This is a genomic window from Microvirga sp. HS2 (assembly GCF_055792805.1).
Map to the genome: position 1 here is coordinate 1 of NZ_JBVVAJ010000014.1, position 19,901 is coordinate 19,901.

General features: G+C 63.0%; 16 protein-coding genes and 1 pseudogene. 8 read left to right on the forward strand and 9 right to left on the reverse strand.

Translation table 11 applies throughout. The annotated features are described in order from the left end of the window. Window positions 1-135 (reverse strand): annotated as a pseudogene (locus ACS5Q0_RS13820) (S-(hydroxymethyl)glutathione dehydrogenase); the annotation flags it as partial. Between the two features lie 124 nt (window positions 136-259). After that, the gene (locus ACS5Q0_RS13825; protein WP_473127224.1) at window positions 260-1,630 is read right to left on the reverse strand and encodes a formimidoylglutamate deiminase; all 1,371 of its coding nucleotides are present in this window, start codon (window positions 1,628-1,630) and stop codon (window positions 260-262) included. Window positions 1,631-1,909: 279 nt separating this feature from the next. On the opposite strand from ACS5Q0_RS13825, the gene hutI reads away from it, so the two are divergent. From hutI to hutC, 7 genes are all read left to right on the forward strand, one after another. After that, window positions 1,910-3,118, forward strand: a complete 1,209-nt coding sequence (gene hutI / locus ACS5Q0_RS13830) for an imidazolonepropionase (RefSeq protein WP_473127225.1) — start codon at window positions 1,910-1,912, stop codon at window positions 3,116-3,118. Further along, entirely contained in the window at window positions 3,115-4,662 is a 1,548-nt protein-coding gene (gene hutH, locus ACS5Q0_RS13835) for a histidine ammonia-lyase (protein WP_473127226.1), read from the forward strand. The genes hutI and hutH overlap by 4 nt, the downstream gene beginning before the upstream one ends. A 17-nt stretch (window positions 4,663-4,679) precedes the next feature. After that, window positions 4,680-5,534, forward strand: a complete 855-nt coding sequence (hutG, locus tag ACS5Q0_RS13840; RefSeq protein WP_473127227.1) for an N-formylglutamate deformylase — start codon at window positions 4,680-4,682, stop codon at window positions 5,532-5,534. Continuing rightward, the gene (gene hutU / locus ACS5Q0_RS13845) at window positions 5,531-7,195 is read left to right on the forward strand and encodes a urocanate hydratase (RefSeq protein WP_473127228.1); all 1,665 of its coding nucleotides are present in this window, start codon (window positions 5,531-5,533) and stop codon (window positions 7,193-7,195) included. Before hutG ends, hutU begins: the two co-directional genes overlap by 4 nt. A 10-nt stretch (window positions 7,196-7,205) precedes the next feature. Next, window positions 7,206-7,790: a HutD/Ves family protein gene (locus ACS5Q0_RS13850; protein ID WP_473127229.1), complete on the forward strand. Its 585-nt coding sequence runs from the start codon at window positions 7,206-7,208 to the stop codon at window positions 7,788-7,790. A gap of 1 nt (window position 7,791) precedes the next feature. Then, window positions 7,792-8,913: an aminotransferase class I/II-fold pyridoxal phosphate-dependent enzyme gene (locus ACS5Q0_RS13855; protein ID WP_473127230.1), complete on the forward strand. Its 1,122-nt coding sequence runs from the start codon at window positions 7,792-7,794 to the stop codon at window positions 8,911-8,913. Window positions 8,914-9,052: 139 nt separating this feature from the next. Further along, a complete protein-coding gene (hutC, locus tag ACS5Q0_RS13860; protein WP_473127231.1) occupies window positions 9,053-9,787 on the forward strand; it encodes a histidine utilization repressor in 735 nt (244 codons plus the stop codon). Between the two features lie 25 nt (window positions 9,788-9,812). Here hutC and ACS5Q0_RS13865 read toward each other — a convergent pair whose 3' ends face one another. The 7 genes from ACS5Q0_RS13865 to ACS5Q0_RS13895 form a co-directional block, all read right to left on the reverse strand. Then, window positions 9,813-11,207 (reverse strand): FAD-binding oxidoreductase, encoded by a 1,395-nt coding sequence (locus ACS5Q0_RS13865; protein WP_473127232.1) that lies wholly within the window; start codon window positions 11,205-11,207, stop codon window positions 9,813-9,815. 37 nt (window positions 11,208-11,244) lie between these two features. Next, entirely contained in the window at window positions 11,245-12,867 is a 1,623-nt protein-coding gene (locus tag ACS5Q0_RS13870; RefSeq protein ID WP_473127233.1) for an ABC transporter ATP-binding protein, read from the reverse strand. Between the two features lie 28 nt (window positions 12,868-12,895). After that, window positions 12,896-13,753, reverse strand: a complete 858-nt coding sequence (locus tag ACS5Q0_RS13875) for an ABC transporter permease (protein ID WP_473127234.1) — start codon at window positions 13,751-13,753, stop codon at window positions 12,896-12,898. A gap of 1 nt (window position 13,754) precedes the next feature. Then, window positions 13,755-14,816: an ABC transporter permease gene (locus tag ACS5Q0_RS13880; RefSeq protein ID WP_473127235.1), complete on the reverse strand. Its 1,062-nt coding sequence runs from the start codon at window positions 14,814-14,816 to the stop codon at window positions 13,755-13,757. 9 nt (window positions 14,817-14,825) lie between these two features. Beyond that, the gene (locus ACS5Q0_RS13885; protein ID WP_473127236.1) at window positions 14,826-16,376 is read right to left on the reverse strand and encodes an ABC transporter substrate-binding protein; all 1,551 of its coding nucleotides are present in this window, start codon (window positions 16,374-16,376) and stop codon (window positions 14,826-14,828) included. Between the two features lie 152 nt (window positions 16,377-16,528). Continuing rightward, window positions 16,529-17,677, reverse strand: a complete 1,149-nt coding sequence (locus tag ACS5Q0_RS13890; protein WP_473127237.1) for a 2Fe-2S iron-sulfur cluster-binding protein — start codon at window positions 17,675-17,677, stop codon at window positions 16,529-16,531. Between the two features lie 88 nt (window positions 17,678-17,765). Beyond that, a complete protein-coding gene (locus tag ACS5Q0_RS13895; RefSeq protein ID WP_473127323.1) occupies window positions 17,766-18,803 on the reverse strand; it encodes an aromatic ring-hydroxylating dioxygenase subunit alpha in 1,038 nt (345 codons plus the stop codon). Window positions 18,804-18,959: 156 nt separating this feature from the next. Between ACS5Q0_RS13895 and ACS5Q0_RS13900 the strand changes: the two genes are divergently transcribed. Continuing rightward, entirely contained in the window at window positions 18,960-19,898 is a 939-nt protein-coding gene (locus ACS5Q0_RS13900) for a LysR substrate-binding domain-containing protein (RefSeq protein WP_473127238.1), read from the forward strand. The last annotated feature ends 3 nt before the right edge of the window (window positions 19,899-19,901 follow it).

The window sequence follows — 19,901 nt, forward strand, 5'->3', positions numbered from 1 at the left end:
GTAGGCGTCGGTGTGGCACACGCCGGTGGCCATCACCTCGACCAGGACCTCGCCCGCTTGCGGCCCCGCGAGCCGGATCGTCTCGATCGTCAGAGGCTTGCCTGCCTCCCACGCTACTGCGGCGCGAGTCGTGATCATATCGTTTCCTCCAGATAGGCTTTGAGTTCAGGTGTTGAATGTGAGCTGGCGCCGACAATGGCTCCATCGCGCGGTTCGTCATCACCCAGGCGGATCAGGGGCCTTGCATTCGGCCTGCTTGTCATCCGAGAATTCGCCTCATGGCGGCGGCGTACCTGTCCATGACGACGTCTCGTTTCTCGTGGCGGCCTCCCGACACGACCGTGCGCCCCGAAACGATGACACGATCGATGACGGCAGGGCCGGCGGTGAAAACATAGCAATCGAGCCAGCGATCGCCGGAAACTGTCGCCAGATGAGGATGCTCAGGATTGAGCACGACGAAGTCCGCGCGATGACCGGTGCCGATGGCACCGACGCTTCGGCCAACCGCTCGCGCACCTCCGGTGAGCGCTCCTTGGTAGAGAACGCGTCCCGTCGATTCTCCCTCGCTCCCTGCCAGCACGTTTCGCGCCCGGTGCTTGAGGCGCTGGCTGTACTCGAACTGCTTCAACTCGCCCGGTGCACTGAGTTCGATATTGGAATCGGAGCCGACGCCGAACGTTCCCCCGGCCCTGAGGAAGTCCACGCCTTCGAAGATTCCGTCCCCGAGATTGGCCTCGGTGATCGGGCAAAGGCCGGCGACGGCACCGCTTTGGGCCAATCGCCGGGTTTCCTCCGGCGTCAGATGGGTAGCGTGGACGAGACACCACCGCTCGTCGACGGGAGCATGGTCGAGCAGCCATTCGACGGGACGCTGTCCCGACCACGCAAGACAATCCTCGACTTCCTTAATCTGCTCCGCGATGTGGATGTGAGCGGGTCCAGAGGGCGCCATCGTCAACAGCTCTTTCAGAGCGTCCGGTGAAACAGCGCGCAGACTGTGAGACGCGATGCCGATCGCGGCATCGTCGAGGTAAGCGAGCGCGTCCTTCGCTTTCTCGTAGAGCGTAGCATAGTTTTTGACATCGTTGATGAAACGCCGCTGGCCGTCGGTGGGGACTGCGCCCCCAAATCCGCCGTGCGAATACAGCACCGGAAGCAGCGTAAGGCCCATGCCCGTGTCACGCGCGGCCGCCGCGATTCGCGCCGAGAGCTCGGCAGGGTTGTCATAGGGCTTTCCATCGACATCGTGGTGCACGTAGTGAAACTCGGCCACGGCCGTGAAGCCGCCTTCGAGCATCTCCACCATCGCCGCTGCTGCAATCGTCTCGATGTCGTCTGGGGTCAGGCTCCCGAGGAACCGGTACATGACCTGGCGCCACGTCCAGAAACTGTCGCCGCTTGGCCCCCGCGTCTCGGCAAGGCCGCCCATGCCGCGTTGAAACGTGTGGCTGTGCAGGTTGGGCAAACCCGGCAGCGCAATGCCGGCGATCCGCTCCCGCCCTTCGGACCGCGCATTCGCCTGCACGGCACGGATGACACCGTCCGTGATGTCAACTCCGACGTCCACGGCCCATCCTGTCGGGAGCAGCGCGTGATCGAAAGTGAGTTTGCGTGTTGATGATGCCATCGTCTTGCCACCGCAGGATCGTTCGAATGAAACCGACGAGAAAGGATGCGAGCCGGAGAGTGCGCATGCCCCTGTCTCAGGAAACATGGATCAGGCTTGGCCTCATCAAAAGGCTTTTGCCCTCGGCACTCACCGGGTCATCCATCTCTCTTCGAGATTACCAACCTTCGGCATTATGTATAGACATACTTGGCCGAATATGTATAGACATGACATACATAATATGTATAGACTTAATGCCTGCCCCCCGTGAGAGTGGCGGGCAAGATGGGGAAGCCCATGCGTTTCGATAAAATCTGGTTCAATGCGCGCCTGGTGACGCTGGCTCCGTCTGCTGGCGGTCTCGGAATTGTTCATGATGGCGCTGTCGCGGCCCGGAACGGTCGCATAGCATTTGTAGGAGCCACCGGTGATCTGCCGACAGGCTGGGATGCCGTCGAGACCTTCGACTGCGGCGGCCGTTGGATCACGCCGGGCCTCGTCGATTGCCACACTCACCTCGTTTTCGGCGGCGACAGAGCGGCCGAGTTCGAAATGCGCCTGAATGGCGCAAGTTATGAAGAGATCGCCCGCGCAGGAGGCGGCATCGTCTCCACCGTAAGGGCCACTCGCGCTGCAAGCGAGGACGACCTCGCGGCGGGTGCCCTGCCCCGCCTCGACCACCTGATCGCCGAGGGCTGCACCACCGTCGAGATCAAATCAGGTTATGGCCTCGACATCGAAACGGAAATGCGCATGCTGCGCGCAGCCAGATGCCTTGGCCGCGAACGCGCCGTGACCGTCACCACGACATTTCTCGGAGCCCATGCCCTGCCGCCGGAGGCGAACGGCGACAAGGATGCCTACATCGATACGGTCTGCCAGCAGATGCTGCCCGCCATCGCCCGGGAGGGCCTTGCCGATGCGATCGACGCCTTTTGCGAAGGCATCGCCTTCTCGCCCGAACAGACCGCCCGCGTGTTCGACGCCGCCAAGGCGCACAGCCTGAGCATCAAACTTCATGCGGACCAGCTCTCCAACCTGCACGGCGCGAAGCTCGCGGCGGAGTTCGGCGCGCTGTCGGCCGACCATCTCGAATACACGGACGATGAGGGAGCCGGTGCGATGGCGAAGGCTGGGACGGTCGCCGTTCTGCTGCCCGGCGCCTTCTACACGCTGCGGGAAACGAAAGTCCCGCCGGTCGAAGCCTTTCGCCGTCATGGCACTCGGATCGCGCTCGCGACGGATTGCAATCCCGGCACTTCGCCGCTGACCTCGCTTCTGCTCGCCATGAACATGGGCGCCACCCTGTTCCGCCTGACCGTCGACGAGTGCATCGCGGGCGTGACGCGCGAGGCCGCGCGGGCGCTCGGGAAACTCGACGATATCGGCACGCTCGAACCCGGCAAGTCCTGCGATCTCGCCATCTGGAACATCGAGCGTCCTGCAGAGCTCGTCTACCGCCTTGGCTTCAACCCACTGCATGCCCGCATCTGGAGAGGACAGTGACTGACATCGTAACGCTTACCCCCGGCTCCGTTTCTCTGGCCGATTGGCGCTCCGTCTATTGGGGCGCAGCTATCGCCCTCGATGACGGATGCCGCTCCAAGGTCGAGGCGGGAGCCGGGACCATCGAGGCCATCGTGGCCAAGGGCGATCCCGTCTACGGAATCAACACCGGCTTCGGGAAGCTCGCAAGCGTGCGCATCGGATCGTCCGATCTCGCGACGCTCCAGCGCAACATCGTCCTGTCCCATGCGGCGGGCGTTGGCGAGCCCCTGCCCGCCGCGATCGTCCGGCTGGTCATGGCCCTGAAGCTCGCAAGCCTCGCGCAGGGAGCCTCCGGCGTGCGCTGGTCCACCATCGAGCATCTGTCCGCTTGCCTGAAGGCAGGCCTCGTCCCGGTCATCCCCGGCCAGGGCTCGGTCGGCGCGTCCGGCGATCTGGCCCCTCTCTCCCACATGACGGCGGCCCTGATGGGCGTGGGCGACATCCTCGTGGACGGCGTCCGCGTGCCGGCCGAAGCGGCCCTGGCGCGAGCGGGACTCACGCCTCTCGTGCTCGGCCCCAAAGAGGGCCTCGCGCTCCTCAACGGCACGCAGGTTTCGACGGCCCTGGCCCTCGCCGGGCTCTTCGAGGCGGAGCGCATATTCCAGGCCGCCCTCGTCACCGGAGCCTTGGCCACCGACGCCGCCAAGGGATCGGATGGCCCCTTCGATGCCAGGATCCAGACGCTGCGGCGTCACCGGGGACAGATCGAGGTGGCAGCCTCCTTGCGCATGCTGATGCAGGGCAGCGCCATCCGTGCCTCGCACCTCACCAACGACGACCGCGTGCAGGATCCCTATTGCCTGCGCTGCCAGCCGCAGGTCATGGGCGCCGTGCTCGACCTGCTGCGCCAGGCTGGCGAAACGCTCGGCACGGAAGCAAACGGCGTCTCCGACAATCCGCTCGTCTTCTCGGAAACCGGAGAGGTCATCTCCGGCGGCAACTTCCATGCGGAGCCCGTCGCCTTCGCGGCCGACATGATCGCCATGGCCCTGTGCGAGATCGGCTCTCTCGCCGAGCGGCGCATCGCCATGCTGGTCGACCCTGCCCTGTCGGGCCTGCCCGCCTTCCTGACCCCAAAGCCGGGCTTGAATTCCGGCTTCATGATCCCGCAGGTGACGGCCGCGGCGCTGGTGTCAGAGAACAAGCAGCGCGCCTATCCGGCGAGCGTCGATTCGATCCCCACATCAGCCAACCAGGAAGACCACGTGTCCATGGCGACCCATGGCGCACGGCGTCTCCTGAGCATGGCGGCGAACACCGCCAACGTCATCGGCATCGAGCTGCTCGCCGCCGCGCAGGGTTGCGATTTTCATGCGCCGATGCGGTCGAGCGAACGACTCGAACGTGCCCGCACGCTCCTGCGGACGGACGTGCCGCGCCTGGACGAGGACCGGCACATGGCTCCCGACATGGAGCGGGCGACCTTGCTCGTCACATCCGGCGCTCTCGTGGCCGCCGCCGGCGAGGACGCCCTGCCGTCCGTCGCTGAAGAAATCCTGTAGAAGGCAGAGCGGCCATCATGACTGCTTCGGATCAATCGTCCCCGCTCTCCGTCATTCGCGGAGACTCTCCCCTGATTGTGAGCCTGCCGCATACGGGCACGGAGATCCCGACCGAATACGAACCGGGGCTGGTCTCACCCTGGCTCGCGCGCAAGGATGCCGACTGGTGGATCGAGCGGCTTTACGATTTCGCCCCCGGGCTCGGCGCAACCGTGATCCGCACGTCGATCTCCCGCACGGTGATCGACGTGAACCGCGATCCTTCCGGCATCTCGCTCTATCCAGGACAAGCAACGACGGGGCTTTGCCCCACCACGACTTTCGACGGCGAACCGCTTTACGAACCAGGGGCAGAGCCGACGGTGGAGGAGATCGCCGAACGCCGAGCGCGCTTCTTCGATCCGTATCATGCGGCATTGAGGGCAGAGGTCGAGCGGCTTCGCGCGCAGCATGACCACATCGTCGTCTATGATTGCCACTCGATCCGCTCGGTCATTCCGCGCCTGTTCGACGGCACTCTGCCCCATTTCAACATCGGCACCAATGGCGGTGGCACCTGCGACCCTGCGTTGAGCAAAGCCGTCGAGACGATCTGCGCGGAGAGCGGCTTCAGCCACGTGCTCAACGGACGCTTCAAAGGCGGCTACATCACGCGCAACCTGGGCAAGCCCGAAACCGGCATTCACGCCATTCAGATGGAGCTCGCCTGCCGCGGCTACATGCGCGAGCCGCTCGGCCCCGTCACCGAAGACGCTTGGCCGACGCCCTATGACGAGGCCTACGCGGCGCCCATGCGCGCCATGCTCACCCACATTCTCGAAACCTGTCTTTCCTTCGCCACAACCAAAGCCTCATCGAGGACCAAGCCATGACCCGCGTTGACAACACCCGCGTGATCCGCGCCGCACACGGCACCGATCTGTCGGCTAAAAGCTGGCTGACCGAAGCGCCTCTGCGCATGCTGATGAACAATCTCGATCCCGATGTGGCCGAGAAGCCGGGCGAGCTCGTGGTCTATGGCGGCATCGGCCGGGCGGCACGTGATTGGGAGAGCTTCGACCACATCATTGCGGCGCTCAAGACCCTGGAGGCGGATGAGACGCTGCTCGTGCAATCCGGCAAGCCCGTCGGCGTCTTCCGCACGCATCCGGACGCACCCCGCGTGCTGATCGCCAACTCTAACCTGGTGCCGCACTGGGCTACCTGGGACAAGTTCCACGAACTCGACCGCAAGGGCCTCATGATGTACGGCCAGATGACGGCGGGATCCTGGATCTATATCGGCAGCCAAGGCATCGTGCAGGGCACCTATGAAACCTTCGTCGAGGTCGGCCGCCAGCACTATGACGGTGATCTGTCGGGACGCTGGATCCTCACCGCCGGCCTCGGCGGCATGGGCGGCGCACAGCCGCTCGCGGCAACCATGGCGGGAGCCTCCTGCCTCGCGGTGGAGTGCCAGCCGAGCCGCATCGAGATGCGCCTGCGGACAGGCTATGTGGACCGGCGCGCCGACACGCTGGACGAGGCCCTCGCAATCATCGAGCAATCGTGCCACGAGAAGAAACCAGTCTCGGTCGGCCTTCTCGGCAACGCTGCCGAGATCTTCCCGGAGATCTACCGGCGCGGCATCCGCCCGGACGCGGTCACGGACCAGACCTCGGCTCACGATCCGATCAACGGCTATCTCCCGAAGGGCTGGACTCTCGCGCAGTGGGAATCGAAGCGCGAGACTGATCCCAAGGCCGTCGAGCGCGCTGCCCGGCACTCCATGGCGGAACATGTGCGCGCCATGCTGGATTTCCATAAAGCCGGGGTGCCGACCCTCGATTACGGCAACAACATTCGCCAGATGGCAAAGGAAGAAGGCGTCGACGATGCCTTCGCATTTCCGGGCTTCGTGCCGGCCTATATCCGCCCGCTCTTCTGCCGCGGCATCGGCCCCTTCCGCTGGGCCGCGCTTTCGGGTGATCCGGAAGACATCTACCGCACCGACGCCAAGGTGAAGGAGCTGCTCCCGGACAACAAGCACCTCCACAACTGGCTCGACATGGCCCGCGAGCGCATCCACTTCCAGGGCTTGCCCGCCCGCATCTGCTGGGTCGGCCTCGGCGACCGCCATCGTCTGGGCCTCGCTTTCAACGAAATGGTCGCCAAGGGAGAGTTGAAGGCGCCTGTCGTGATCGGCCGCGACCATCTCGATTCCGGTTCGGTCGCGAGCCCCAATCGCGAGACGGAGGCCATGCAGGACGGTTCGGACGCGGTCTCAGACTGGCCTCTTCTGAACGCCCTGCTCAATTGCGCGTCCGGCGCCACCTGGGTGTCACTGCACCATGGCGGCGGCGTGGGCATGGGCTTCTCTCAGCATTCGGGCATGGTGATCGTCTGCGACGGCACGCCCGAAGCCGCCAAGCGCATAGAGCGCGTGCTCTGGAATGATCCTGCCACCGGCGTCATGCGCCATGCCGACGCGGGATACGACATCGCGATCGACTGCGCCCGCGAACATGGGCTCAACCTCCCGAGCCTCCGCTAGGACATCGGCGATGCGCCTCGTTCCTTCGACAAGCTATCGCCGCATGCCGTGGAAGAACGGCGGCGGCGAGACCATCGAGATCACCGCCTCTCCCGAGGGCTCGACCCTCGACACCTTCGAGTGGCGGGTCAGCATGGCGAAGGTGGCCTCGTCCGGCCCCTTCTCCCTGTTCCCAGAGATCGACCGCACGCTCGCCGTGCTCGATGGCGCCGGGATCCGGCTGTCCATTGCAGGACGGGGCGAGTCCCTAGTCAGCCCTGATACTGCGCCCGTTTCGTTCCCGGGCGATGTCGCCATCGACGCGGCTCTGCTGAACGAACCCATCATGGATTTGAACGTCATGACCCGGCGGGGCCGCTTCGGGCATGCCATGACAAGGAAGACCGTCACGGAGGGTACCGACGTGACATGCCGCGGGGACGTCACGCTCATACTCGTCACCGGCGCTGGCGCGACGGCACGTGCGACCGGCGCCACGATCGACGCCAAGGATGGCGATACGATCATTGTTCCCGAAGCTGCGGAGGAGGCACTCGTGCGCATCATTCCGCAGGGAATTCTCAAACTCCACATCATCGATATATGGCGGGTGTAACGTGACGGAATCGATCAGACTCAACCCTCATATTGCCGTCCTGCCGCCATACAATGCCGGCATGAGCATCGGTGCGGCGCGCCGCGCCAGCGGCCATCACTCGATCGCGAGGCTGGCCAGCAACGAAAATCCGGATGGCTGTTCCCCGGCGGTTCTGGACGCTCTTGCTCCGACCGTACTGGAGCCGTGGCGCTACTCGGACCCGGCATGCACCATTCTCCGTGAGGCCCTGGGCGAGCATCTTGCCACTCCTCCCGACCATATCGTCGTCGGGAATGGATCGGAGGAGATGATCGCGGCCCTCTCGCGCGCCCTTCTGCTGCCGGACGACCATGTGGTGACCGTGGCGCCGAGCTTCGGCCTTCATGAAATCGAGCCGCGCGCGATGGGTGCTCCGGTCCTCAAGATCTCCATGACCTCAGATCTGGACTTCGACCTGCCAGGCATCCTCGAAGCCTTGTCACGGCGGCCCAAGCTCCTGATGCTCAGCTCTCCCTGGAATCCGGTCGGCCCCGCCTTGTCGCGGGAAGCCCTAGATACCATTCTCGCGTCCATGAGCCGCGACACTGTGCTCGTCTTCGATGAGGCGTATTTCGAATATGCCGACGAGGCAACGCGCGTAGACGGCGTTGCACGCCTCGCCGCGACGGATTTCCGTCACGTCGTTCTAAGAACCTTCTCGAAAGCCTATGGTCTGGCAGGCCTGAGAGTCGGTTACGCCGTGTGCTCCGACGGACAGATCGCGGATGGAATCCGTAAGGCCAAGACACCCTTCAACGTCAACATTGCCGCCCAGACGGCCGCCCTCGCGGCCTTGAGCGACCAGGCCTGGATGAAAGCGTCGGTGGCGCGCACCCGTGCCGAGCGGGAGCGTGTTGCATCGGCCCTGCGCGACATGGGTTATGCACCTGCGGCGTCGCAGACCAATTTCCTGTTCTTCCAGTGTCATTGCGACAGCACCATCGCGGCCGATCACCTGCTCAAGGAGGGCGTCATCGTCAAGCCGTGGCGGGAAGAGGGGTATGAGCGCTTCATGCGCGTCACGATTGGTCATCCTGAAGAGAACGACTGGCTGCTGAGCGCCTTACGGACCCTGAGGGTCGATACGGTTTCTCCTGTCTGAGCCTCCGATATAGGAAACCACCCAAGCATAAGGCATTCGCGCCTGATATGGACTGCGCGGCCGGACACTATATCCCGACGCCGGATTCGCGAGTAAAGAAGGATTTCCAGGGTCAATCCGGCGTACAGGACGAGTTTTTATGCATATCTATGAGCGGATCCGGGACGATATCGAGAAACGGATCATGTCGGGCGAATGGGCGCCGGGAGACCGCGTGCCCTTCGAAACCGAACTGGCGGAGCAGTACGGCTGCTCACGCATGACCGTGAACAAGGTTCTCTCGGCCCTCGCCAATCAGGGGCTGATTATCAGGAAGCGCCGCGCCGGCTCCGTCGTGGCCGCCCCAAGGGCCGATCGGGCCGTTCTCGAGATCCAGGATTTTGCCCTCGAAGCCAAGCGCGCCGGCAAAACCTATGAACACCGGGTCTTGCACCGCGCCGTCGAGGCGATCGATGCGGCGACCGCCGCGCGGACCGGCGCCCGGGCCGGGTCGAAAGTTCTCTGCGTCACGACTCTGCACCTCGTGGAAGGACAGCCGGAAGCCTACGAGGAACGCATCATTAATCTCGCAGCCGTGCCGGAAGCCAGGAAGGAGCCGTTCGAACAGATGCCCCCGGGGACATGGTTGTTGAACCGCGTGCCCTGGACGGACGCGGAACACGTGATCCGGGCGTTGAATGCCGACGCCAAGCTCCACAAGCATCTGCAGGTTCCTTCCGGCACAGCGTGCCTGCTCCTGGAGCGGCGAACGTGGCAGGCAGGCATCTTCATGACGGAAGCGCGCATTACCTATCCTGGTGAACGTCACCGGCTGGTTGGACGGTTCTCTCCTGCCGGAGCGGGCCAGTTTCCGAACCAATCGAATCCTGTATGACCATAACGCGCCGGTGCGGCAGTCTTCAAAGCGGGTCGACCACCTTCCCGGAGTTGAGCAGGCCTTTCGGATCGAGGAGGCCTTTGACGGCTCGCGAAAGCCTCTGCTTGACCGGATCCGCATAGCGTTCGAAGGCCGGTCGTTTTTTGAGCCCGATTCCATGCTCCGCCGAGAAGCACCCACCGATCTTCTCGAGAGGAGCATACAGAGTGTCCTCGACGCACTGCTGGACGGATGTCAGCAACGGACCCTCGACATTGAGAACAATGTGGATATTGCCATCGGCGAGGTGCCCGAAAATATACGGATCCAGTCGAGGGTCGATGGTCTTGAGCGCCGGCCCGAGACGTTCGACATAGTTGTCGATCGCGCCCGCTGGAACGGAGACGTCGAATGACGGTGCTTGCGGGTGGAGGCGATAGAGGATCTCGGTATCCTCGCGCACCCGCCAGATCCGGTCGGCCTGCTGCATGGAACTGGCGACAACGCCGTCTTTGATTCCGGCTTCCTCGTAAATTTCCGCCAGCCCACTTTCCAAAGCGGCGGAGGCGTCATCGAAGTTATTCCCGCCGAGTTCGAGCGCCAGAAGGCAATGGGCGTCGAGGGGAAGTTGCCCGGGCTCGAAGCCCAAGGCCGCGCTGGTGATCTGGGCGTAATGGCGCCACATGATCTCCGCGGCGCGCAGGTTCATGCCGCCACGTGACAAGAAATGTTTCACGACCTGTCGGGCTGCAGCCGCATTGTCGACGCCGACCAGGGCGGTCGCACGTGCAGTGACCAGCGGTTCCAGCTTGATCACCGCGCGGGTCACGATTCCCAGCGTTCCCTCCGCGCCGATGAACAGGTGCTTGAGATCGTATCCGGCGCTCGTCTTCATGACCCGTGTCAGATCGCTGAAGATGCTTCCGTCCGGCAGCACGGCTTCGAGCCCGAGCACGCGATGACGCATGACGCCGGCCCGGAAGGCCATGATTCCCCCGGCATTGGTCGAGATGAGGCCGCCCACCGTTGCCGAGCCGCGCGCCGCAAGGTCGATAGCCGGATCAAGCCCGAACGTCCGTGCGGCTTCCTGCAACGCGCCCAGGGTCACACCCGCCTGGACCACGGCGATGCCCGATACGGGGTCGATCTCTTCGATACGATCGAGTGCGCCCAGGTCGCAGATCAGCGCGTCGGGAGCCGTGACGACGCCGCCGACAAGACCTGTTCGGCCACCCTGAGGCACGACCGAGATACCCTTCGCATAGCACCAGCGCAGGAGCGCCGCGACCGCACTGGGCGAATCCGGACGAACCGCAGCGAATGCTTTGAGGTTTCCGGCATCCCAGCCCGGATCCCGCTCGGCGAATTCGTTGCGCTCCTGGACAGAGCGCAAGCCGGGCATGCCGCGCAGTTCATCGATCTCTTGTGGCTGTCTCATGCGGGAGCTCCAAATCTTCTGTTGTGCGACAATCTTGTTACGACGCGGCGCTGGAGATATCGGGCTGGCGAGCCGCCAGCAGTCGGTTGAGCCAATCCGGGTCGACATCCGGAACCGACGACAAAAGGAGCTTCGTATAGGCGGGGTGGGGCGGCGTGAGGACTTCGGCCTTCGTGCCTTGCTGGACAACCCTCCCCTTGTGCATCACGACGACCCGGTCAGCGATGGCTTTGACCGTCGCGATGTCGTGAGTGATGAAAAGATAGGAGATCGACAGCTCCCTCTGCAATCTCAGGAGGAGCTTCAGGATTTCCTCCTGGACGAGCTGATCAAGCGCGGAGGTCACCTCGTCACAGATGATCAGCTCCGGATTGGCTGCGAGCGCACGAGCGATGCAGACGCGCTGCTTCTGCCCGCCGGAAAGCGCAGTAGGCAAGCGATCGAGGTACTTCGCATTCAGCTCGATCATCTCGAGCAGTTGAACGATGCGCTGATCGCGCCTTTGTCCGCTCAGCCCGAAATAGAACTCCAGAGGCCGGCCGATGATCTCGCGAACCGTGTGACGGGGATTGAGCGATGCGTCCGGGCTCTGATGAATCATCTGCAGGCGGCGCAATTGCTCCTTGCTTCGCTCCTTGACGGCACGCGGAAGCCGCTCGCCAAGAAACGTGATCTCGCCCGAGCTGGGCCTGAGGAGGCCCGTGATGACGCGGGCAAGCGTTGATTTTCCGGAGCCGGACTCCCCGACCACTGCGACCGTTCGGCCGCGCTCGACCTCCACTGTCACACCCTCGAGCGCTGGCACCATGCTGTAATGGGCCGTCAGTCCCTTCACCTTCAGAAGCTCGTCGCCGCTCGGCTCGGGATCCTTCGCCAGCTTCCTCACGGCCCACAGAGACCGGGTATAGTCATGCTGCGGATGCGTCAGCATAACCCGCGTAGGAGCCTCCTCGATCAGGCGGCCTTGCCGCAGCACCATGATCCTGTGGGCGAGCTGAGCGACGACCGCGAGATCGTGTGTAATGTAGACCGCCGCCGTCCGAAACTCCTCAACGATCCTGCGGATCGCAGCCAAGACCTCGACCTGCGTCGTCACATCCAGGGCTGTCGTAGGCTCATCGAAAACGATGATATCCGGACGGCATACCATCGCCATCGCGGTCATGACCCGCTGGAGCTGGCCGCCCGAAACTTCGTGGGGATACCGGAAGCCGATCGTTTCGGGATTCGGCAGGGCCAGGCGGCTGAGCAGATCCTGAGCGTCCCGAATGGCCTCCTCCCGGGAGCGCCCTCCCCTGGTCACGGCAACTTCGATGACCTGATCCATGAGCTGCCGTGCGGGATTGAAGGACGCCGCCGCGCTTTGGGCAACGTATGCAATCTTCGAGCCTCGCAGCGCACGACGCTCCGTCGCAGGCATCTGCAGGAGGTCTTGTCCCTCGAAGCGGACCGTACCGCCCGTGACGCGGCAGCCCGCGCGGGCATAGCCCATGGCCGCGAGACCGACCGTCGACTTTCCCGCGCCCGACTCGCCGATGAGCCCGAGGACTTCGCCCCGGTGCAGCGTCAGGTCGAGGCCATGCACGATCTTGTGCCACGAACCGCCGCTGAAGCCCTCCATTTCGAGCCCGCGCATCTGAAGAATGACTTCGCGATTCATTGCTGCTTTCATGGGAACGACTCGTTGTTCAATGCTCATCACGCGCTCCGCCCGTCGACGCCACGGCCCAGTCCACGATCAAGTTGACGGCGACCGTCAGCAGCGCGATCGCGGAAGCGGGGAACAGCGGCATGAGGATGCCGAAGGAGATCGCAGCCGCGTTCTCCCGCACCATCGATCCCCAATCTGCCGTCGGCGGCTGAATTCCCAATCCGACGAAGCTCAGTGTCGCAATGAAAAGGAACACGAAGCAGAACCGCAGGCCAAATTCCGCGGCCAATGGAGCAATGGCGTTTGGCAGAAGTTCCCGGCGCATGATCCAGCCGATGCTTTCGCCCCGCAGCCTTGCGACCTCGACGAAATCCTGCGCCTCGAGATCCATGGCGACGGCCCGCGTGATGCGAAAGACACGTGTGGCGTCAAGGAGAGCGATGACTCCGATGAGGACGGGAATTGACGATCCGAGCACAGCCAGGACCATCAAGGCGAAAATCAGGGTCGGAAAGCCCATCATCACGTCGACGACCCGGCTGAGGACCTGATCGACGATACCGCGCATCGCTGCGGCGAGAAGGCCAGAGGTAATCCCGATCGAGAACGAGATCATCGTCGTCAGGAGGGCAATCAGGATCGAGTTTCGGGCGCCGAAGATCAGCCGAGTCAGCACGTCGCGCCCGAGATGGTCGGTACCGAGCCATGTGGTCGGAGCGGGATCCCCCGCCGATGCTTCCATGAGACCCGGCGCCCATGGATCGCCCACGATCTGCCCCTCCGTGTAAGGAGCAATCCATGGCGCAAACAGGACGCAGAGCAGGTTGACGGCCAATATGCCGATGCCGATTTTGGCCGATAACGGCGCACGATTGAGCGTACCAAGAATGTTCATCTCACACCTGCTGTCGGGGCCGCTTCAGCCTGGGGTTGGACAGGACCGACAGAACGTCGGCGAGCAGATTCAGAAGGACATACGTCGCCGCGAAGATGATGCAGCAGGCCTGGACAACAGGGATGTCCCGCTTGGAGACCGAGTCGACCAGAAGCTGCCCCAGTCCCGGATAAACGAAGACCACCTCGACGACGACGACCCCGACGACGAGGTAGGCCAGGTTGAGGATGACGACATTGATGATTGGCGAAAGTGCATTCGGAAGTGCATGCCGGATGACGATGGAGACTGGGGGAACCCCTTTCAGATGAGCCATCTCGATATACGGCGCAGCCATGACGCCGATGATGGCGGCCCGGGTCATGCGCAGCACGTAGGCGATCACGGCCAGGGCCAGGGTCAGCGCCGGCAAGGTCAGGATCACGAGCCTCTGCAGCCAGCTCTCCCCAGCCCCGACCAATGCGACGGCCGGCAGCCAGCCGAGCTTGACCGAAAAGACCGCCACGAGCATGTAGGCGGTAAAGAACTCCGGGAAGGAAATACCGGCCAGCGATGCCGTCGATGCGACGCGATCGAAGGCACGGCCGCGATAGACCGTCGACAGAATGCCGAGCCCGACGCCGATCGGCATCGCAATCACCGCAGCGGCAAGAGCGAGCACGACCGTGTTCCCCAGCCGATCGGCCACCAGCTCGGCCACGGACCGGCCAGTCGCTAGAGAGCGGCCGAGATCACCGTGGAGCAGGTCGACCACCCACGCCACATAGCGCACCGCCGCAGGACGGTCCAAGCCGAGTTCCTGACGCAGCGCAGCTACGGCCTCCGGCGTCGCGCCCTGGCCGAGAACGGCCTCCGCGAGGTCGCCAGGCAGAAGCTCCACGGCAAAGAATACAATCAGTGAAATAGCAAACAGCGTCACCAGCCCGAGGGCCAGCCGCTTGGCTGAAATGGAGAGTACTACATGCATCTGCGCCATACCTTCGGAGCGGGTGTCATCCACCCTTGCCACGTCCCGACGATCGCGCCGCCGCAGGCCGAGCCAATGCGGCGGCGCAAACAGCATCAGTGCCGATCAGGCGAACCACCAGCGTTCGGCGGCGCGGCTGCCGTCGAGCATGTACTCCCCCGACAACTCGCCATGCGTCACCTTGCTGCTGACGGCGTCGATGAAATCGGAGAAAGCGAAGATGCTCGATCCGCCGTCGTCGTGCACGATCTTCTGGAGTTCCGCGTAAAGCGCACGACGCTTTTCCGTATCGAACTCACGGCGGGCTTCTGCGACGAGGCGATTGATGCGGTCATCGTTCAGCCTGGTCTCGTTCCAGCCTGCCTTGATACCGTCCGCCGTATAAACGAGGCTGAAGATGACGTCCTCGTTGACGCGCCCGCTCCACCGGGACGCGCAGAACGGCTTCTTCGACCAGACGGAGCTCCAGTATCCGTCCTCCGGCTCCTTCACCACGTCGATCGTGATTCCTGCCTTGGCCGCATGGGCCTTATAAAGCACGGCGACATCCGTCGCCCCTGTGAACGGAGTATCGGAGACGTGCAGCTGCACTTTGAGATCCGACGCGCCGGCCTTCTTGAGGTGGAACTTCGCCTTGTCCGGATCGTACGCGCGCTGCGGGATATCAGCGCTATACATCTGATAGGCGGGAGACAATGGGTGGTCGTTTCCGACCGAGCCGAAGCCGTTGAGAACGCGCTTGACGATATCCTCACGATCAATGGCGAGCTTCATCGCCAGGCGGACGTCGTTACTCGTGAACGCCCCCTGATCAACCATCATCGGGAAGGCGAAATGCGCCTTGCTTTTGACCCTGTTGATGCGAATTGCTTTGCCCCGCTGGAGCAGGGAGACCGTTTTCGCGTCGACCGAGTTATAGGCATCGATCTGACCTGTCAGAAGGGCGTTGGCCCGGGCCGTGGCATCCTTCATGCAGATCATCTCGACGACGTCGAAATGCGCGCGGTCGGATTTCCAGTAGTTCGGGTTACGCCGCACGATGGATTTCACGCCCGGCTGGAAGCTCTCGAGAATGTATCCGCCGGTGCCGATGCCCTTGTCGAAATCCGTCTCTCCGTTCGGCACGATGTAAAGCCCTACGGCGCTCGTGATGGCCGGGAATCCGACATTGGCATCCTTCAACTCGAAGACGACAGTATTGGAGCCATCAGCCTTCATTGAGGCGACCTGCGCCAGAAGCGGACGGGCCTGCGATTTAGATCCTTCCTTGAGGTGCAGGTTGAACGAGTAGATGACATCGTCCGCGGTAAAGGGCTTACCATTGTGGAACGTCACTCCTTTCCGGAGCTTGAACGTCCACGTCTTGGCATCCTTCGCGCCTTCCCAGCTCTCCGCAAGCTCCGGAATCAAGACACCACCGGGACCGACCTCGATCAGATTGTTCCGCAGCTGCCAATGCAGGTTCTGCTGGAACTGCGAGTCCATTAGTGTCGGATCGAGCGTCTCGGATGTCGAGAAGTCGGCCATACCGATGCGCAGCGTCCCACCCTTACGAGGGACTTGGGCGTTCACGTTGAACGGAAGCGTGCTTGCTAGGCCAAGAGTGCCTGCTCCGAGGAGCAATCCACGCCTGTCGATGCTGAAGTTGTCGTGCATTCTCTTTCCTCCCTTTGGTTTGACTTTGTCGTTTGTGCAGTTCTTTCGTATGAACTGTCTTTTTGTTGATATTTGCGGTTGACAGCAGGGGCGTTCGTTCCTCCAGACGCCTGTGCTCCAGATTGCGATGCCGGGCCCGCTTGCGCGGTCGGTTATCTCCGTCGCGGAAAGGCAATCTCGACGGATGTTCTCGGCCTGGAGCAGCACAGCAGCAGCTCTCCAGGTCCGGGAGGCGTCAGCGGCTCCTCGAAATACTCGACCTCTCCGCTGATGAGTCGGCTTGTGCACGTGCTGCAGACGCCCGCGCGGCAACTGAAAGGAGGTTCGAGTCCCACGGATTCGGCAAGCTCCAGCAGCGATCGGGCGTTATCCGGCCACGGCACGGGAGGAGCCGATCCGTTGAAGCTCACGGTCACTCCCGCGATGTCCTTCCGTTGAGCCGACTTCGGTTCAGGAGAGGGCACCACATCGCGGCTGCTCCTTTCGACAGAAGCCGGACGCTCCTCATCGGCGACAAGCAACGTGGCCGGCCCGAAGAATTCGTAATGGATGCGGTGCTTTGGAATTCCGAGTCCGCGCAGCAGCGAGTAGTTCGCCTGCATGAAGCCCGTCGGGCCGCACATGTAGACATCGTAGTCGTCAAGCGGAAGGAGAGCCTGGAGCTTCTCCTTCGTGATCAGGCCAGCGCTGTCGTGGGCTCCGGCTTCTTCATCCGTTTCGGTCGGGACACGGTAGCAGAAGTGGGTCATAATGCCGGGGCGACTTGAGGCCAGGGCAAGGACCTCGTCTCGCAAAGCATGAACCCGACCGTTCTCGCAGGCATGAACGAAGAAGACCGGTCGCTCAGTGCCATGAGCAAGATCATGCAGCATGCTGACCAGCGGCGTAAGGCCGACACCGCCGCTCAGCAGAAGGACTGGCCGGAGGCTCGTGCGGTCGAGGCAGAATTCTCCCCGCGGTCCATGGATCGAAAGGATTGTGCCGACTTCCGCCTTGTGGAGATAGCTGGATCCCGCGCCCTCCGGTACGTCGGCCAGGTGCGGCGGCGGCATCTCGCGCTTCACGCTGATGCGGATGCTTTGCGTGAGCCTGCAACTACTGGAGATGCTGTAGTGACGAAGCATCGCCCGGGAACCACTCGGGTCCGGCAAGCGCACGACGATGAACTGTCCCGGAATGAAAGGGTTGATGGTCGACCCGCATGCGGGCGCGAGTTCAAGAGACATGATCGTTTCGCTCTCGCGGCGCTTTGCGACGATCTTGTAGTTGGAGAAGGACTTCTCTGCCGGGTCAGGAATCATCGGATCAGTCAGGTACAGGGGAACGATCAGGAGCCGAGTGACCACGGAAGGCGCGGATGCGCCCGCCGTGGCCGGAGCGCCGGTGAATCTACTCAGCGGCCATGGGCTGCTCCGCCTCGGCGCTGATGAGCTGGCTCAGGCGCTTGCGGAAGCGCAGCGGCCCCGCATCGATCTGGAGATCGAGGTTTGGCGTACGCTTGTTCGCCATGCCCTCGTGGACGGCCGTCAGGACGACCCGGTCCTCCTCGAAGGCGCCACGCACGGACTTGGCGAACTCACGCGACGTTTCCTCGTTGTTGGCGTCGAAGTTGCGCATCTGGAACCAGAAGTACCGCGTCCGGTTCTCATCGACAGGCGTCATGAAGTTGTACGAGTCCATCAGAAACACGTCCTCGTGCAGCGTCCCGTCGGGGCCGCCGGTGCCCGCGGGCGTGAAGATCGCCTTGATGATGGCGTGGCTCGGATATCGGACCTCGTAATGCTGCTTGCGGTCGCAGTTCCCCTTGAACTTCACGAATTTGGCATAGAAGGGAGCAACGTCCACGTCCATCATCCAGCGCGAGACGATGACGCCGTCGTTCGTTACCTCGGTCTGAAGCGGCGTCTCTTCGCAGGCGGAGCTACCGAACGATGACTGATGCACCCAGGCGACGTGGGACGGATCCAGGAGATTGTCGGTCATGTAGAGATAGTTGCAGTCGATCACCATGGACTCGCCACGATTGACTCCCCAGTCGGGATCCCCCCAATGCTCGACCTGGAAGATCGTCGCCGGATCGGCGAGTTCCGGCTGGCCCATCCAGACCCAGAGCAATCCATAGCGCTCGACGATCGGGTAGCTGCGGACCCGCGCCACGTGAGGGACCCGCTCCGCGCCCGGCACGCGCGTACAGGTGCCGGTGCAGTCGAAGGTAAGCCCGTGATAGCCGCACTCGACCTGGTCACCCTTCAGCCGCCCCATCGAGAGCGGGAGCTTCCGGTGGGGACAGGCGTCCTCGAGCGCCACCGGCTCCCCGTCCTCCTTGCGGTAGAGGACGATCTTCTCGCCGAGCATCTCGATCGGCTGCAAAGAGCGGGTGATTTCATGGTCCCATGCGGCCACGTACCAAGAATTCCTAAGAAACATCACGACGCCTTCCCTTCAAACTGAACCCTTGCTGCGCCGAGAATGAACGTGGGAAACCGCATGAACAATCAGGCGCCCGCTGTGATTGTTTTTAGAAAATCTAAAGACTAGAGTGGTCACGATGGTGCCGTGCGGCACTCCGATCCGGTGATGCGAATGGCCGAATTGCCCCCCCTTCGTGCGCTCCAGGCTTTCGAGGCTGTCGGTCGTTGTGGGAACATGACCAAGGCCTCGCGCGAGTTGAACGTATCTCCCGGCGCCGTCAGCCAGCAGATCCGTCTCTTGGAGGATAAGTTAGGGCTACAACTCGTCGTCCGGAGCACGACAAGTTTGACGCTGACTGATGTCGGGAAACGGTACTACAGAACGATCACGAAGGGATTTGACGAGTTCCGCCGGGCCCAGGCGGAAATCGAACGTGCCCGCTGGTCGAGCGGGCTGGTCATCAGCGCCCTGCCTTCTCTCGCCAGCAAGTGGCTGGCCACTCTCATTTTCGAATGGCAGCACAGCCACCCGGATCTGAGCATTCATCTGGAGGGAACGCACCTCGAGCCACGGCTGGAAGAGGATTGCACGGACTTCCGCATCACCTACGGCGATCGCGTGAGGAACTACGACAGTTCGGTCATGCTGTTCACCGATAGCGTCATTCCCGTCTGCAGTCCGAAATTGCTGGAGTCCGGTCCTCCGCTGAGGAGTCCGGCGGATCTTCTGGCCTATCCGCTTCTGAGCATTGATTGGCAGCCTCAATTCCCGTCCCCGCCGACATGGCAGGACTGGTTGAAGCACTTCGGCGTCGAGTGCAACGGATTGCGTCATTCGTTCGTCTTTTCGCTCTCGAGCGTTGCCATTGAAGCGGCCGTCGAGGGGCGCGGCTTCACGCTGGGCCAATGCGCGATGGTGGCCGAGGATCTGCGCGCCGGCCGTCTCGCCGCGCCCTTCCCCCAGAAGCTCCGGTTGTCGTCTCCCTATTTCCTCGCCTGGAACGGTCCGGTGTTCAACAAGAACGGGGCCCGGGAATTTCATCGTTGGATCGTCGGACGCGCACGACGCCAGGAGATGCTGAACGAGCTCATCGGGCGGCCAGAGCCGTGATGT

Coding starts and splice junctions, on each gene's coding strand:
- ACS5Q0_RS13825 (WP_473127224.1), bottom strand. CDS start 1,630: ATGGCATCATCAACACGCAAACTCACTTTCGATCACGCGCTGCTCCCG.
- hutI (WP_473127225.1), top strand. CDS start 1,910: ATGCGTTTCGATAAAATCTGGTTCAATGCGCGCCTGGTGACGCTGGCT.
- hutG (WP_473127227.1), top strand. CDS start 4,680: ATGACTGCTTCGGATCAATCGTCCCCGCTCTCCGTCATTCGCGGAGAC.
- hutU (WP_473127228.1), top strand. CDS start 5,531: ATGACCCGCGTTGACAACACCCGCGTGATCCGCGCCGCACACGGCACC.
- ACS5Q0_RS13850 (WP_473127229.1), top strand. CDS start 7,206: ATGCGCCTCGTTCCTTCGACAAGCTATCGCCGCATGCCGTGGAAGAAC.
- hutC (WP_473127231.1), top strand. CDS start 9,053: ATGCATATCTATGAGCGGATCCGGGACGATATCGAGAAACGGATCATG.
- ACS5Q0_RS13865 (WP_473127232.1), bottom strand. CDS start 11,207: ATGAGACAGCCACAAGAGATCGATGAACTGCGCGGCATGCCCGGCTTG.
- ACS5Q0_RS13870 (WP_473127233.1), bottom strand. CDS start 12,867: ATGAATCGCGAAGTCATTCTTCAGATGCGCGGGCTCGAAATGGAGGGC.
- ACS5Q0_RS13875 (WP_473127234.1), bottom strand. CDS start 13,753: ATGAACATTCTTGGTACGCTCAATCGTGCGCCGTTATCGGCCAAAATC.
- ACS5Q0_RS13880 (WP_473127235.1), bottom strand. CDS start 14,816: ATGCTGTTTGCGCCGCCGCATTGGCTCGGCCTGCGGCGGCGCGATCGT.
- ACS5Q0_RS13885 (WP_473127236.1), bottom strand. CDS start 16,376: ATGCACGACAACTTCAGCATCGACAGGCGTGGATTGCTCCTCGGAGCA.
- ACS5Q0_RS13890 (WP_473127237.1), bottom strand. CDS start 17,677: ATGATTCCTGACCCGGCAGAGAAGTCCTTCTCCAACTACAAGATCGTC.
- ACS5Q0_RS13895 (WP_473127323.1), bottom strand. CDS start 18,803: ATGTTTCTTAGGAATTCTTGGTACGTGGCCGCATGGGACCATGAAATC.
- ACS5Q0_RS13900 (WP_473127238.1), top strand. CDS start 18,960: ATGGCCGAATTGCCCCCCCTTCGTGCGCTCCAGGCTTTCGAGGCTGTC.